The 14218-nt window shown below is 60.0% G+C and carries 11 protein-coding genes and 1 other RNA gene; all 12 read right to left on the minus strand.

Annotated features, from left to right (window positions below):
* Nucleotides 1–16: 16 nt before the first annotated feature.
* Nucleotides 17–286 (minus strand): hypothetical protein, encoded by a 270-nt coding sequence (locus ACODTD_RS04370; protein WP_489104555.1) that lies wholly within the window; start codon nt 284–286, stop codon nt 17–19.
* The gene (locus ACODTD_RS04375) at nt 283–1263 is read right to left on the minus strand and encodes an integrase domain-containing protein (protein ID WP_489104556.1); all 981 of its coding nucleotides are present in this window, start codon (nt 1261–1263) and stop codon (nt 283–285) included. The genes ACODTD_RS04370 and ACODTD_RS04375 overlap by 4 nt, the downstream gene beginning before the upstream one ends.
* Nucleotides 1250–1600: a hypothetical protein gene (locus ACODTD_RS04380; protein WP_489104557.1), complete on the minus strand. Its 351-nt coding sequence runs from the start codon at nt 1598–1600 to the stop codon at nt 1250–1252. Before ACODTD_RS04380 ends, ACODTD_RS04375 begins: the two co-directional genes overlap by 14 nt.
* Nucleotides 1584–2984 (minus strand): YfjI family protein, encoded by a 1401-nt coding sequence (locus ACODTD_RS04385; protein ID WP_489104558.1) that lies wholly within the window; start codon nt 2982–2984, stop codon nt 1584–1586. Before ACODTD_RS04385 ends, ACODTD_RS04380 begins: the two co-directional genes overlap by 17 nt.
* 1028 nt (nt 2985–4012) lie before the next feature.
* On the minus strand, nt 4013–5269 hold the full coding sequence (locus tag ACODTD_RS04390) for an integrase domain-containing protein (protein WP_489104559.1): 1257 nt from the start codon (nt 5267–5269) through the stop codon (nt 4013–4015).
* Nucleotides 5270–5456: 187 nt separating this feature from the next.
* Nucleotides 5457–5846, minus strand: a transfer-messenger RNA (tmRNA) gene (gene ssrA, locus ACODTD_RS04395).
* A 95-nt stretch (nt 5847–5941) separates the two neighbouring features.
* Nucleotides 5942–6220, minus strand: a complete 279-nt coding sequence (locus tag ACODTD_RS04400; RefSeq protein ID WP_011332383.1) for a hypothetical protein — start codon at nt 6218–6220, stop codon at nt 5942–5944.
* Nucleotides 6221–6350: 130 nt separating this feature from the next.
* The gene (locus ACODTD_RS04405) at nt 6351–9173 is read right to left on the minus strand and encodes an FAD-binding and (Fe-S)-binding domain-containing protein (protein ID WP_489104560.1); all 2823 of its coding nucleotides are present in this window, start codon (nt 9171–9173) and stop codon (nt 6351–6353) included.
* Complete coding sequence (locus ACODTD_RS04410) at nt 9170–9841, minus strand: LutC/YkgG family protein (RefSeq protein WP_011332385.1); 672 nt, start codon at nt 9839–9841, stop codon at nt 9170–9172. Before ACODTD_RS04410 ends, ACODTD_RS04405 begins: the two co-directional genes overlap by 4 nt.
* Entirely contained in the window at nt 9841–11295 is a 1455-nt protein-coding gene (locus ACODTD_RS04415) for a LutB/LldF family L-lactate oxidation iron-sulfur protein (RefSeq protein ID WP_011332386.1), read from the minus strand. Before ACODTD_RS04415 ends, ACODTD_RS04410 begins: the two co-directional genes overlap by 1 nt.
* Nucleotides 11292–12116, minus strand: coding sequence for a (Fe-S)-binding protein (locus ACODTD_RS04420; RefSeq protein WP_011332387.1), 825 nt, complete (start codon nt 12114–12116; stop codon nt 11292–11294). The genes ACODTD_RS04415 and ACODTD_RS04420 overlap by 4 nt, the downstream gene beginning before the upstream one ends.
* 150 nt (nt 12117–12266) lie before the next feature.
* Nucleotides 12267–13961, minus strand: a complete 1695-nt coding sequence (locus ACODTD_RS04425; protein ID WP_011332388.1) for a lactate permease LctP family transporter — start codon at nt 13959–13961, stop codon at nt 12267–12269.
* Between the last annotated feature and the right edge of the window lie 257 nt (nt 13962–14218).

Here is a 14218-nt window from a genome sequence, read left to right on the forward strand (position 1 = left end):
ATACAAATGTAAGAGATCACAGTTTGAGGTCATTCTCTAATCGTCTCCAGATCAACATGGCGGTGAGTTGGTAATAATAGCGTGTGTTGCTGGAATGGTCTTTCAGGTGATGAGTGAAAAACCAGCGAATGTGCTTTACCTGCCATCTCCACGGGTTGTCCCTCTGCCATCGTTGTTGAATGGCCGCTTGCATGATTCGGGCTTGGCGCAGGTGGCGTTGCTGAGTGGCCTTTGAGCCGGTCAGTGCGCCGCCTAGGAACAGCTCCATATCGAACAGTTTGGTCACGCTCGACCTCCAATGTAGGCCGAAATCACTTCGATCCGGTTATGCCCGAGTTCAACGCTGATCTGTTGTCGCGCTTGCTGATCAAGGTCGCGGTCAATGCGATAGCAGTGGCCACCATTGACCGGAGCGGTGTGGCCAGTGAGCTGCTCGTAACGTTCGCAGGCGTAGGCCGCTCGCAGTTCATGGAAACCCTTCAGCCCGTGTTCATGCAGCGTTTCGCGGGCGGGGAGTACGGTCTGATGCAGGAACACGGCGTAGCTTTCGTCTCGAGCCAGCAAGTTGCGGCTACGGGGCGGCGAGGCATGACGAGCCAACTGCAGGGCCGCTTTCACCGCTTCATTGGCCACGATCCATCGCGGCGCTGAAGCACCTGAGCGGCCGCCTTTGGTGCCGTCCTGGATGTTGATGCGGCCTAAGTGTTCGGCTTCGCGGTGCAAGCGTGGCAGGTCAGCCAGGATTGCTTCGCGCAGGCGCATACCGGTTGTTCGGGCCAAAAGGACAATCGCGGCCACCCGCTCGTGGTGCTGTTCGCCAAGTGCCTCGAGTACTCGCCGCACCTGTTGGTGGTCTTGGCCATCCGGTGCGCGGGTGCGTACGCTCGAGCGCTGCTGTCCTAACGCCTGGCTCGGACTGGCGATCCTGACGTCCTGATCACCGCGCAGCGCAGCGAGGGTGCGGTTGACGCTGCTCAGGCGGTTCTGCGCGGTGGCGATGCAGAGTTCACCTTGCTGGATCTGCTGGCGTAGGTAAGCCGCGTAGTCTTGCAACGTCCCGCGATCAATCTGGCGCGCATCGTTGTAACCGGGGCCGTCTTCTGACCGACACCAGCGCACGAACGCTTGCCAACGATCACTATGCGCTTTGACCGTGGCGAAGTGGCCACCGGCAAACAGATCCTTGAGCGCTTGCGGGCCGGCGTAGCTCAGTTGGCGGCCATAGCCAAAGTTGCGGCCCTCACGCCGACTAATCAAGGTCATCGTCATCACCGTTTTCGTTTGTTTGCAGAAAGAGCAGCAGGGCTTTCCAGTGAGGGCTGAGCTTGTCCACCTGCCGCCAGTGTGTCGGGCGGATCAGGAGAGCGTTCTCGTGGTGTTGCAGCAGTGCCCCTTCCTCACGCAGTTGCTCGATCAGCAGGGCGGGGTTGGTAAGCTCCAGGGGTGGTGTGGCGACAGCGGCGACAGTGGCGACAACCCGCGTCGTTTCTGGCCTGGGGCGTGGCGACAGGGTGGCGACAGAAGCGGCGACACGGCGCGATTCTTGCGGCGTTTGATGTTGCGCTTGGTAGCGGCGCACCGCGTCATTGAGGCGGAACATGGCGGACCTCGAAGGTTCTTCCATCACGGCTGCTCAGCCAGCGATGAGTGATCAGCACGACCAATAAAGAGGCGGTATGGTCAGCGCTCTTGCGGGCAAAACGAGGGCCGTTGCGATTGACGTCTCGGATGCTGAAGTGGGTCCAGCCTTTATGCACCAACCAGCGCAGCAGCCGATCCGCCTCTTCGCTTCGGCTATTAACCGGTTCTTGTTCGGTCAGGCGCTGGATCTCGGCCAGGTAATAATCCATCAGCGTGGAAGCCCGCTGGATGTGTGCTTCGTCCAACGCACTGTCCTCTTCAACCATGGCCAGCACACCCGCGATGCGCAGTACATTCGCCGCGGCCTTGCCCGCGACCGGCTGGACGCCGGCCAGTTCGCCGAACTCGCCAGACTGGCACTCGATGGTGTCGTGAATATCAATCCAGGCACGACGGGCACGGGGAGTCAGTTCCAGCGTGGCGGGATTGAGTGAGCCATCTTGATGAAGCGACCAGGGCTGTTGCAGCAGGGCGGTGATCCGTTGTTGGTAGCGCTGGACTCTGGCATCTCGGCTCAGGTCGATCGCCTGGTAGAGCCGCTGGCCAACCAAGCGCTCGGGCCAACTGATCAGGCAACGGCCGAGGATGCCTTGGCCATTGATCACCGGGTCTTTGAAAATCTGGTTGGCCAGGTAAGGCTGCAGCATCAGATGCAGGCTGAGGCGGCGATCATAGGCTCGCAGGCTTTCTCCGGCCATGGCGCGGGCCCGGTCGATCGGGCTGCCATCCCACAGCATCGACAAGGTGGTGATTGCCTTGAGCAGATTCTCTTTGCTCATGGTGCTGCTACCCAAGAATTGGCCACCTTCATCATTGAACAAACCCATGCTGGGCAAGCCATGGCACAGGCTTTTGACCAGGGCCTCGATAGTGGGCTCGGCAATGATCAGTCTCGGTGGTACCGGCTCGGACAGCTCGCCGCCATCCGCCCTGGAGGTTGTCTTTGAGGTTTTGGGTTTGGCCATGATGCTGGTAGCGGCGCGATAGGCTTTGAGCTTTTCCTCATACAGGGTCCACTGCTGTCGTTCCCACTCGCGCGCCGCCTTCAGGGCCAGGTGATCCACCGCGCTTTTTCGATCACCCGAAGACGCCACCGTCAGTAGGTAGAGGGACAGCGGATAGGTTCGACCGTCGAGTTGGGCATTGGCATGGCCCTGGCTCACCAGGGCAGCGCTGGCCAGCACCGATTGAGCGGCCATGGCGCAGGGCACGCCGATCACCTCGGCCAGTCGCTCGACCGCAGGGCCTAACAGATCCCCGAGTGCTTCGACCGGGTAGGGCAGTGGCGCCTGCTGGTACTCCAGCAAGGGTTGTGGGGGCTCGAACGCTTCGCACAGTTGCATCCCAACTCTCCTGAAATTATCGACTTCGTCCTCACTCATCCCGCCACGGTTGTTGAGTGTTATCAGGGATCAAGGCCCCTGCGACCTGTGAGGTTTGTCCACTAACGCGGGACTGACGGCTCCTTACGGCCGGGAGCTTGGGCATCTCATGATCTGGCCTCCTGAACACCGATAGCGGTGGGCGGATGGAGGCTGCACTGGCTGACGAGACCGGTGCCGCGAGATCCTGAGTCGGGTGAAGGCTGCGAGGTGATGACCGGGACATGCCTGATTGTCAGTCAGGTGCAGTCCATTTCATGGGCTGCGGCACCATCATCTGCATCGCTGGGGCGAGTGAGCATTCGGTGTTTGTCACGCCGATTGTCACGAGGGGGAAAGCCGCAAAGGCCCATGCGAGCAGGGCTGCAGCAGTGGTAGGAGCGCCCGTCTCTTTAGGGGGCAAAGAGACGGGCAAAAGGTTGGCGCAAGAAATGGCCAAGCGGATAAGTTGCTGCAGAGCAGCCAGGAGGGGGCATGAGTTGCCGCAGTGGGCATTCTGGAAGAAGTGGCATCCATCACATCGCTGTGACCGTGCGAGCCGCCGGACGCTAATCGCACTTGGGGAGAACCACCGCGATATGGCGTAGCCTCAAAGGTTCTGGCTACCTGGGTGCTGTCGAGGACAGCGCTTGTACGGTTCTGGTTTAGCGCTCGTTCTGCTCGCGGTCAACCGTATTTTGGGGGCTGCTCTTGCGTCAATCGGTAGCGCTGGAAGATCTTGGAGTCTGGTGGTTTTCCATGGCCGGGTGGTTGTTCGTCGGTTTTTAATGTGAGCCCATGCGAGTGGGAATGCGGAGCCTTCCCGCTCGCGTGGGCTTGGCCGAGAAAGCCCCAGGAGAGAAGCTTGCAACGGCGACAGTCGCCACTTCTGTCGCCATGCTGCAGACCAGGTATTACGCGGGTTGTCGCCGGTGTCGCCGCTGTCGCCAAATCAACCATCACTCCATCTGGGGAGTCATTCTCGGTTACTGGCGGCGTCCGGTGAGCGCTCACCGTATCGGCACGACGTTGTGGTCCCTGGTTTGATTGATCGCAGATGCCGACAGGTTGCCAGTGGCCGCTTTCTGGATGTGCTCACTCCACCAGGCCATCATCGGACGCCGGCGTTCGATGTAGTCAGCTCGGTTGTAAGCGCTTCGGACTTCATCCTTGTCGACATGCGCCAGCGCGACTTCGATCAGCTCCGGATCCCAGCCATGCTCGTTCAGGATGGTGCTGGCCATGGAGCGCATGCCGTGGCTGACCAAGCGGTCCTGGAAGCCCATGCGTTTCAACGCCATGTTGGCGGTCTGGCTATTGGCGTGGGTGCGCGGATTTCTATCTGCCGGGAACACGTATTCCCTGTGACCACTGTGGGGCTTGAGCGCCTCCAGTAACGCGAGTGCCTGTTCGGTCAGTGGGATGGTATGCGGACGACGCTTTTTCATGCGCTCCGGCGGGATGGTCCAGATGCGTTTGTCGAAGTCGATATCTGCCCATCGGGTGGTCGCCGCTTCGGCAGGACGGGTCATGGTGTGCAGTTGCCATTCGATCAGGCAGCGGGTGATCCGCTTGATGCTGGCATTCGCGATTTCGATCATGAGCTCGGAAAGCTCGTCTGGTCGTAGCGCGGGCATGTTCTCTTTTTTGGGCTTCTTGAATACCGCTCGAATACCACTGAGGGGGTTAGAGAAAATCAGCCCGGAGTTTACCCCGTAGGTCATTATCTCGTTGAGTCGTTGGCTCAGTCGCTTCACTGTCTCGAGGCTACCTTTGGCCTCGATTGGGCGAAGCAGTTCGATGACCATCGGTGCGGTAATTTTCGAGAGCGGCGTTGTTTTCAGGTCTGGAAATACATGCAGCGTGAGCGAGCGCCAAATGTCTTCGGCGTAGGCCGGCGTGACGGAGTCCTTCTTTAGCTCGAACCAGGCGGTGGCCACGTTCTCGAACGTATGTTCCGTTTCTGCGCGCTTGGCTTCATTCAGCGTATTGCGCTGCACCTTCGGATCGATGCCCAGGGCGAGCAGCTCGCGCGCTTCGACTGCCTTCTTTCGTGCGTTCGCCAGTGACAGTTCGGGGTAGGTCCCGAAGCCGATGTTGATGCGCTTTTTGGTGAGCGGTTCGCGATAGTTGAAATTCCACAGCAACGAGCCGTTGCTGCGTACGCGGAGCTGCAAACCGTCACCGTCAGTGAGGACGTAATCCTTGGACGCGGGTTTGACTCCCTTGAGCTGTCGATCGGAGAGGCGGAGGTTTTGAGCAGGCATGAGATTGTCCTCAGGCACTGATTCGGTATTCCAAAGATTAGCACCGGATGGGATGGAATACCGTCTGGAATACCCAAATGGCTGGAACTCAAAAACTCTCAAAAGACCGGAAAAGCGCTGGAGGCCGCGTATTTGCTGGATCGCAGGCACAAAAAAAGACGTCCGTGGACGTCTTTAGATGATGAAGTGGTGGAGCCGGGGGGATTTGAACCCCCGTCCGCCAGTACTCCGCTGTCGGTACTACATGCGTAGCCGTGTCTATTAAGTTAACCCTCAGCGACCCGACGGGCAGGGTGCTTTGGGCGAGTTGTGTAAGTTTTAGCCGCTTCGTCCACAACGTACTGCACGGCGATTCTGTTCTATATGACAATCATTTTGGGTTTACAGACATCCCCTGATGATTGCTGGACCCGAAGGTACCAGGAGTGCATGTCAGCTGCAATTAAGCAGCGAGAGCAGCACCGTATTGGTCGTCATTGGCAACTATAAGTAGTTGCAACAGTGGATTTACGACTTCTGTTACCAAGTCGGCATGCACCTAGAGTTTCGCAACCGGCGTCGAATCCTAAACGGCCCCGAGCCTGGTGCTCTGTGAATCTTGTGAGCAACAAGCCTGCGCAGTGTACGCCAAACGGCTCACAAGGCCAACCCGAAGGTTGGCCTGAGCTTCGATCAGTTGTTGGTTCCGCTGGTTTTGCGGATTTCCAGAATGGTTTGCTGGGTTTCAGCCACGCATTCGTCGATCTTGCCCTGGGCCTTGAGTGCCTGGGCTTTTTGCACGCTGGCTTCTACCCGTTGACTCAGGTCGGGTGAGGCCATTGCCTGCGCCTTGGCGTTGTTGATGGTTTGCAGATTGGCATCACACAGGTCAGCGGGCTTGTCGGCAGCGAACGAAGCCGACGCCATCATCGAGGCAGTAACGAACAGACCTAACAGTACAGAACGTTTCATATGAATCTCCTTGAACTGAGGGATCCAGACTTCGCTGGCCGTCAGGACGGGCAACCGAATGGAGGACAAGCCCCGATTGTTCGGGGCCTGTTCTGTGGACTGCGGTCGCTCGCAAGGGTTCTATTTTTCTTCAGAGGGCGGTTGCGGGGGCTTTGGCTTGGGTCACCCGATCCACCAGATACACCAGACCGTGGTAGTCGATTCCACCATGTTGCGTCAGACCGATCTCACAGGTGCGGCTGGTGGAAATCCCCTCGCTGCATTGTTGCACCGCATCCTTGAGCGTTCGCAGTGAGTGGCTGTTGAGCTCCGGCGTGGTGAAACCCTTGTCGCCGGCGAAACCGCAGCAGTGAATACCTTCCGGAATCACAACCGTCTTGCTGCATTGGCGCGCCAGGTCGATCAGCGCCTGGCTTTCCCCAAGATGCTGAGTGCTGCAGGTCACGTGAACGGCAATCGGTGCTTCCTGCGGCGTGAACTCGAGCCGATCCATCAGATGCGTACGGATGAATCGCACAGGGTCATACAGATCCAGGCGAACATTTCCCACATCCTGCACTAGCCGCAACGTGCAGGGGCTGGTGTCGCAATAGATCGGATCGAGCCCGCCGCGACTGGCCTGGAGCAATGCGCCGATCAGTTCCTGACGCTTGTGTTCGGCCTGTTCGGCATAGCCTTTGGACGCGAAGGGCTGACCGCAGCAGAGGTTGTCCAGATTGTCCGGGAACACCACCTGATAACCGGCCTTTTCCAGCAGACCACGGGTTTTGTCGTACAGCGACGTCTGCTCCTTGTCGCCCGCCGCCGGCCCCATCACTCGCGAGACGCAGGCCGCCAGATACACAACGCGCGGGCGTTCGTCCGTCACGGCCGGGCTGAAGCGAATGGCTTTTTCCGGTTGCGGCATCGCGTTGGTCCACAGCGGCACCTGACCCTTGGACAGCCGCGTCAGGGTCGCTGAAAGCTTCGCAAGCCGCGGTGCCCCTAACAACATCCGTGCACCGTTGGCCACATGCAGGGTGAAACGCGCACCTTGCAGGGTGGTGGCGAAATTTCCTTCGATCAAGTTGGCGGTTTTCGTATGCGTGGCGTGACGGCCGCGAAGCTTTTTCACCAGCTCGCCGGTGTTGATGCCTACAGGGCAGCGTTGCGCACACAAACCGGTCGCGGCGCAGGTATCGATGCCCTGGTACTCGTAGGCTTTTTCCAGTTCGGTGGTGTCGATACCGGCGCGCTTTCGCGCCTGAATATCGCGCCAGATCACGATGCGCTGGCGCGGGCTCAGGGTCAGGCCTTTCGAAGGGCAGACCGGCTCGCAGAAACCGCACTCGATGCATTTATCCACAATCTCGTCGGCCGCCGGCAGCGGTTTCAGGTGCTTGAGGTGGATCTGCGGATCTTCGCTGAGTACCACGTCCGGATTGAGAATGCCGTTGGGGTCGAGCAGGCGCTTGAGCTGCCACATCAATTGATAGGCGTCGCTGCCCCATTCCAGTTCGACGAAGGGCGCCATGTTGCGTCCGGTGCCGTGTTCCGCCTTCAGCGAACCGCCGAACTCCACGGCCACCAGTTGCGCCACGTCGTCCATGAACGCCTGATAGCGTGCGACTTCTTCTGGGCTGTTGAAGCCTTGGGTGAAGACGAAGTGCAGATTGCCTTCCAGTGCGTGTCCGAAAAGGATCGCTTCGTCGTAGGAGTGTTTGTCGAACAGCTCGATCAGACGGTTCACACCGATCGCCAGTTGCTCCACCGGGAAGGTCACGTCTTCGATGATCACCGTGGTGCCGGTCTTGCGCACGGCGCCGACGGCAGGGAAGGTGTCTTTGCGGATCGCCCAGAGGCGGGCGTTTTTGACCGGGTCTTCGGTGAAATCGACCTGCTTTTCCACCGGAAAGGCGCTGAGCGACGCCATGATCTGCGCCAGTTGTTCCTGCAGCAAAGTGGAAGAGGCGGCGCGGGATTCGATCAACAGCGCGCAGGCATTGTTCGACAGCTGCTGTACGAAAGCCGGCATGCCGGGTTTGTCCTGCACCGAGCGCAGGCTGCGGCGGTCGAGCAGTTCCACGGCCGACACCGGTTGGCTTTTCAGCACGGTGACGGCGTTGCAGCAGGTTTCCACATCCGGGAAAACGATCAGCGCCGAAGCCTTGTTCGGGTGGTCGATCACCGTGTCGTAGGTCACCGCGCTGATGAAGCCGAGTGTACCTTCGGAACCGACCAGCAAGTGGCTCAAGATATCCACAGGCTCATCGAAATCCACCAGGGCGTTGAGCGACAGGCCGGTGGTATTTTTCAGACGGTATTTGTGGCGGATTCGCGCGGCCAGTTTGGCATTGGCGCGGGTCTCGCGGCCCAAAGTCGCCAGACGTTCCAGCAAGTCACCGTGGCTGACTCGAAACGCCGCGACACTGGCGGCATCTTCAGTGTCGAGACGTGTGCCATCGGCCAGCACCAGACGAATTCCGGCCAGCGTGTGATAGGTGTTTTGCGCGGTGCCGCAGCACATGCCGCTGGCGTTGTTGGCGACAATGCCGCCGATCTTGCAGGCGTTGATCGACGCCGGATCCGGACCGATCTTGCGCCCGAATGGCGCCAGCCATGCATTGGCCTGGGCACCGATTACGCCGGGTTGCAGGCGGATCTGCGTGCCCTGGCCGCGAATTTCACGAGCGTTCCAGTTATCCCCAAGCACGATCAACACCGAATCACTGATCGCCTGGCCGGACAGGCTGGTGCCGGCGGCGCGGAAGGTCACCGGGACTTGATCGCGCTGGGCCAGTTTCAGCAGCGCCACCACTTCGTCTTCGGATTCGACGCGAATCACCAGTTGCGGAATCAATCGGTAGAAACTGGCATCGGTGCCGAAGGCCAGGGTCGACAGCGGATCGTCGAAACGCCGTTCGGCAGGAATCAATTGCTGCGCATCGCGCAGGAAAGTCGCCGGTAAGGTCATTGGTCCTCCAGGATCAACACCACCAGATCTTTCGGGCCGTGGGCGCCGTAAGCCAGGACTTGTTCGATGTCGGCGGTTTTCGACGGGCCGGACACCAGCAGCGCGTTGGTCGGCATGCCTTGGGCCCACTCGAATTCCTGCTGCACCTGATAGAAGTTGTCGCGGATCTGGCTGGCCTTGAGCAGGGCGAAATGCACTGGCGGTACCAGGCTCATCAGCCGCGGTTCTTCGCGGGTCGGCCAGAGAATCAGGCTGCCGGTGGCGGCGATGGCGCCGAGGGTGCCGGTGAGGCTGGCCGGGGTGTCGTTGAACAACTCGGCTTTCCACTCTTCCATCGGCCGGTCGTAGGACTTCAGCGCCGGTAGATCAGGATTGTTCGCCCAGTGCTGTGTGATGCGCTGCCCGTGAGGTGTAGTCGGTGCGATCAGCAGGCTCGGCAATTGGCGGTCGCGCAGCAATTGCGCCAGCAGCGCCGGCCACCCATCAGCGGAAGTCAGGTGGATTTCGGTGTGCACCGCTTCCATCAGTTTGCGCAGTTGCGGGATCCGTTGTTCGGCGCTGTAGGTGTAAGGCTGGGTCACCAGATCGACGTCAAAGTTGTCGGCAATCGGTGTGGTGCCGGTCAGACTCTTCCGTAACTTGCCGAGGATGTTTTGTTTGGCGCTCATCAACGGTCTCCTCGTTTGGCCAGGTGTTCGCGAGCCATGTCATGCAGTGAGCGGGCGGCGGGTTTCGGTGCGCTGTGGTTCTGCGTCCACGGCCCGACATTGTTCGGCGCCAGGGCGCGCAGGCGCGTGGCGAAAAACGCAAACAGTCGATACAAGGTCGGCGAGCTGTTGAGCTTCGCCCAGGCGTTCCAGATGAAGCGTTCCTTGCGCGAGTATTTGCTGCCCTGACCGCGCATCACTTGATGAGGACTGTCGGGGGCTTTGACGTTCTCTTCGCGTAGGCGGCGCAGCAGTGCAGGAATAGGAATTTTTACCGGACACACTTCACCGCAGGCTCCGCACAACGAAGAAGCGCTCGGGTGATCCGGGACTTTCGCCAGGCCGACCATGTGCGGGGTGATGATTTTGCCGATCGGGCCGGGGTAAACCTCGCCGTAGGTATGGCCGCCGACGCGGGTGTAGACCGGGCAATGATTCATGCAGGCGCCGCAGCGGATGCAGTTCAAGGTTTGGCGCAGTTCGCTGTCGGCAAACGCCTGGCTGCGACCGTTGTCGAGCAGTACCAGATGCACTTCCTGCGGGCCGTCGAGTTCATGCTCCTTGCGCGGGCCGGAGATCATGTTGACGTAGGTGGTGATCGGAATGCCCAGCGCCGAGCGGGTCAGCAGCGACAGTAGCGGCACCACGTCGCGCAGGTTTTCCACGACTTTTTCGATGCCGGTGACGGCGATGTGCACCGGCGGCACGGTGGTGGTCATGCGGCCGTTGCCTTCGTTTTCCACCAGCAGCAGGGTGCCGGTTTCGGCCACGGCGAAGTTGACACCGGAAACGCCGATGTCCGCTTCGAAGAATTTCTGCCGCAGGACCCTGCGACCGATCTGAATGAGTTGGTCAACGTCCTTGGTGTATTCCACGCCAAGTTTGTCGTGGAACAAGGACGCGACCTGACCGGCATTCTTGTGGATTGCCGGCATGATTATGTGTGAAGGCTTCTCGTGGTCGAGCTGGACGATGTACTCCCCCATGTCGGACTCCAGACATTCAATGTCCCGAGCCTCGAGGAAATGGTTCATCTCCATCTCTTCGCTGACCATCGATTTGCCCTTGATCACTTGCCGCGCCTCGTGAGCGCGGATGATCGAAAGGACGATGCCATTGGCCTCGTCCACCGTTTCCGCCCAGTGCACTGTCACACCCTTGCGGGTCAGGTTCTGTTCCAGTTGCTCAAGCAGGTCGGGCAACTTGGAGAGCGCGCGGGCACGGATTGCATTGCCCAGTTCACGCAGGTGTTCTCTTTCGTGGGCATCGCTGAAAGCCGCTGCCCGCTTGGTCATCAGTGAATCCATCGCAGTGCGGAAGTTGTTCCGTAACTGCGAATCGCCCAAGGCATTGTGTGCCCGGGTGCGGAAGTCTTCTTCTACGGCAACCGTAGGAATAATCGTGGAAGTGCTCATCGCGCACCTCCGGTTCGTTGCCAGAGGAAGCTCGCCAGGTGTTGCCCGCGCAGTGCTTCCTGCTGTTTTTCCAGCGAGCCGTTGATGTTCATCAGGCAGCCGCAGTCGGCACTGAGTACCTGATGCGCGCCGGATTCCTTCAACGCCCGGGTCTTGTCGGCCACCATCGCGCCGGAAATGTCTGGCATACGGACGCTGAATGTCCCACCGAAGCCACAGCATTCGCTTTCGTGATCGTGGTTGACCCGTTCCACGTTGCTCAACTGCGCCAACAACTCGCGGCCGTGCAGGTGGGTGTTCATTTCCCGTCGCGCCGAACACGAGGTGTGCAGCGCCACTTTGACCGGCTCGCCGCTGTCCTTGAGCTGCACCTTGCAGACGAACAGCAGAAACTCGGCCAGCTCATAGGTACGGTCCGCAAGGGCCTGAACCTGTGTCAACGTTTCCGGCTCGTCCTTGAACAAGTCGGCGTAATGCTCGCGGATCATTCCGGCGCACGAACCCGACGGCACCACCACCGGACAGTCCCCGGCAAACAGCGCCAGTTGCGAGCGCGCCACCGTCCGTGCCTGCTCGGTGTAACCCGATGTGTAGGCCGGTTGTCCGCAGCAGCTCTGCCCTTGCGGGTAGTCGACCCGGATGCCTTCGCGCTCCAGCAAGTGGATCGCGTCCATCCCGGCTTCCGGGTAGAACAGGTCGACCACACACGTGCCGAACAGGTAGACCCGCGACGGTTTCTCGCTGGGGTATTGCCGGGGTTCGGGCAGTGGCGGTGCGACGCGAGTGGCGTTGGGCACAGCGTTGTAAAAAAGCTCGCTCATCAGGCGTGTCTCCGGGTGGGCCCGGTTATCCGTCTGTTGAGGCTGCCGAATATAGAGCGCGTTGCTTTCAGCAGCCTTACAGACCGGGTTGTGAATTGCTGACGCCGGAATCACGAACCGGCGTCGGTTATTTCCATGTCGCTTGTAGTCTTAATGCACCAGCATGCCAGTGAACCAGTAGGCCTGAGCCAAAGTGATCAGGCCGACGATCGTGGCAAAGAATAGGCTGTGCTTGAGGGTGAAGCGGAACAGATCGGATTCCTTGCCCACCAGACCGGTCGCGGCGCAGGCCACGGCGATCGATTGTGGCGAGATCATCTTGCCGGTCACACCGCCGCTGGTATTGGCGGCCACCAGCAAAGTGTCGTTGACCCCGATCTGGTGCGCGGTGGTCGCTTGCAGCGAACTGAACAGGGCGTTGGACGAAGTATCGGAACCGGTCAGGAACACGCCGAGCCAGCCGAGGAAAGGCGAGAAGAACGGAAACGCCGCGCCGGTCGCCGCCAGCACCAGAGCCATGGTCGAGGACATGCCGGAATAGTTGGTGACGAAGGCAAACGCCAACACCATGCCGATCGACAGGATCGGCCAGCGCAGTTCGTAGAAGGTCTCTCTCAAAGTGGTCAGACCAGTTTTGAAATTGATCTTCAGCACCAGCATCGAGATCAGCGCGGAGAAGAAAATCGCCGTGCCGGTCGCGGAAATCGGATCGAGTTTGAACACGGCCGGGATCGCGGTCGGGGCGGCCACGATCGGTGCGGTCTTGATCACCAGTTGATCAAGGTGCGGAATCGCGAAGTTGAACACCCAGGCGTACATCGAACCGCCGGCGGCGAACATGGCCTTGAAGGGCTTGAGCGTCCAGATGGTCACCAGCACGGTGAGGATCAGGAACGGCGACCACGCCTTGAAAATTTCCCCGAGGCTGTAAGGCGAAGCAACTGTGGTGCGCTTCTGGCCGAAACCGCCGACGCTGGCAGTTACCACCGAAGCGGAAACGGCACCGGCAATGTGCTGGCCGGCGGCACGTTTTGGCTGCCAGACCTTCAGGAACAGGGTCAGCGAAATCAGGCTGGCCAGGGCCGACGTGATGTCCGGCAGTTCCGGGCCGATGAAGTTCGAAGTGAAGTATTGAGTCACGGCGAAGCTCAGGCCGGCAACCAGTGCGGCTGGCCAGGTTTCACGCACGCCGCGCAGGCCATCCATCATGAACACCAGCCAGAACGGCACGAACAGCGACAGCAGTGGCAGCTGGCGGCCGGTCATGGCGCCGATCTTGAACGCGTCGATGCCGGTGACTTGCCCGGCCACGATGATCGGAATCCCCAGTGCGCCGAACGCCACCGGTGCGGTGTTGGCGATCAGGCACAGGCCGGCGGCGTACAACGGGTTGAAACCCAGGCCTACGAGCAGCGCAGCGGTAATCGCCACGGGCGCACCGAAACCGGCGGCGCCTTCCAGGAATGCACCGAAGCAGAAACCGATCAGCAGCACCTGCAAGCGTTGGTCGTCAGTGATCGACAGCACCGAGCTGCGGATGACCTCGAACTGACCGCTCTTGACCGTCAGTTTGTACAGGAACACCGCCGCCACAATGATCCAGGCAATCGGCCACAGGCCGTAGGCGAAGCCATATCCGGCGGCGGCGAACGCCATGTCGACCGGCATCTGGAACGCGAAGATCGCCACGGCGATGGCCAGGGCGAGCGTGATGCTGCCGGCCACATGACCTTTGAGGCGGAACACCGCCAGGGCAAGGAAGAAGAAAACGATGGGGATGACGGCCGCGAGTGCGGACACGCCGAGACTGCCGAGCGGGCTGTAGAGCTGTTGCCAGGTTTGCATATGGGGTGGCCCCTAATTGTTGTTGGTCAGGCACTGTCAGCGTTCTTGGTTAATTGGTAAGACCAATTTACAATCGCTGTTGGCTAGGGTAAAAGCCTTGATGTCGGTGTGTCAATTTGCCGCCCTGAAACTTTCGTCGAATCACCGGTGCAGAATCGATCTGATCCGGTCCGGGGCGTTTCATCTGGCAGGTGTCGGCAAGGCGCCGATAGGCCAGAATAGAGAGCCCGGCGAGCGGTCGGGATGGTGGAGAATTG

The sequence above is a fragment of the Pseudomonas sp. FG35 genome (assembly GCF_057809295.1).

What these genes read in the sequence shown, in the direction of transcription:
- ACODTD_RS04390 (WP_489104559.1), bottom strand. Translation starts at nt 5,269, where the DNA reads ATGCCTGCTCAAAACCTCCGCCTCTCCGATCGACAGCTCAAGGGAGTC.
- ACODTD_RS04405 (WP_489104560.1), bottom strand. Translation starts at nt 9,173, where the DNA reads ATGACCTTACCGGCGACTTTCCTGCGCGATGCGCAGCAATTGATTCCT.
- ACODTD_RS04420 (WP_011332387.1), bottom strand. Translation starts at nt 12,116, where the DNA reads ATGAGCGAGCTTTTTTACAACGCTGTGCCCAACGCCACTCGCGTCGCA.
- ACODTD_RS04425 (WP_011332388.1), bottom strand. Translation starts at nt 13,961, where the DNA reads ATGCAAACCTGGCAACAGCTCTACAGCCCGCTCGGCAGTCTCGGCGTG.
- ACODTD_RS04410 (WP_011332385.1), bottom strand. Translation starts at nt 9,841, where the DNA reads ATGAGCGCCAAACAAAACATCCTCGGCAAGTTACGGAAGAGTCTGACC.
- ACODTD_RS04375 (WP_489104556.1), bottom strand. Translation starts at nt 1,263, where the DNA reads ATGACCTTGATTAGTCGGCGTGAGGGCCGCAACTTTGGCTATGGCCGC.
- ACODTD_RS04415 (WP_011332386.1), bottom strand. Translation starts at nt 11,295, where the DNA reads ATGAGCACTTCCACGATTATTCCTACGGTTGCCGTAGAAGAAGACTTC.
- ACODTD_RS04385 (WP_489104558.1), bottom strand. Translation starts at nt 2,984, where the DNA reads ATGCAACTGTGCGAAGCGTTCGAGCCCCCACAACCCTTGCTGGAGTAC.
- ACODTD_RS04400 (WP_011332383.1), bottom strand. Translation starts at nt 6,220, where the DNA reads ATGAAACGTTCTGTACTGTTAGGTCTGTTCGTTACTGCCTCGATGATG.
- ACODTD_RS04380 (WP_489104557.1), bottom strand. Translation starts at nt 1,600, where the DNA reads ATGTTCCGCCTCAATGACGCGGTGCGCCGCTACCAAGCGCAACATCAA.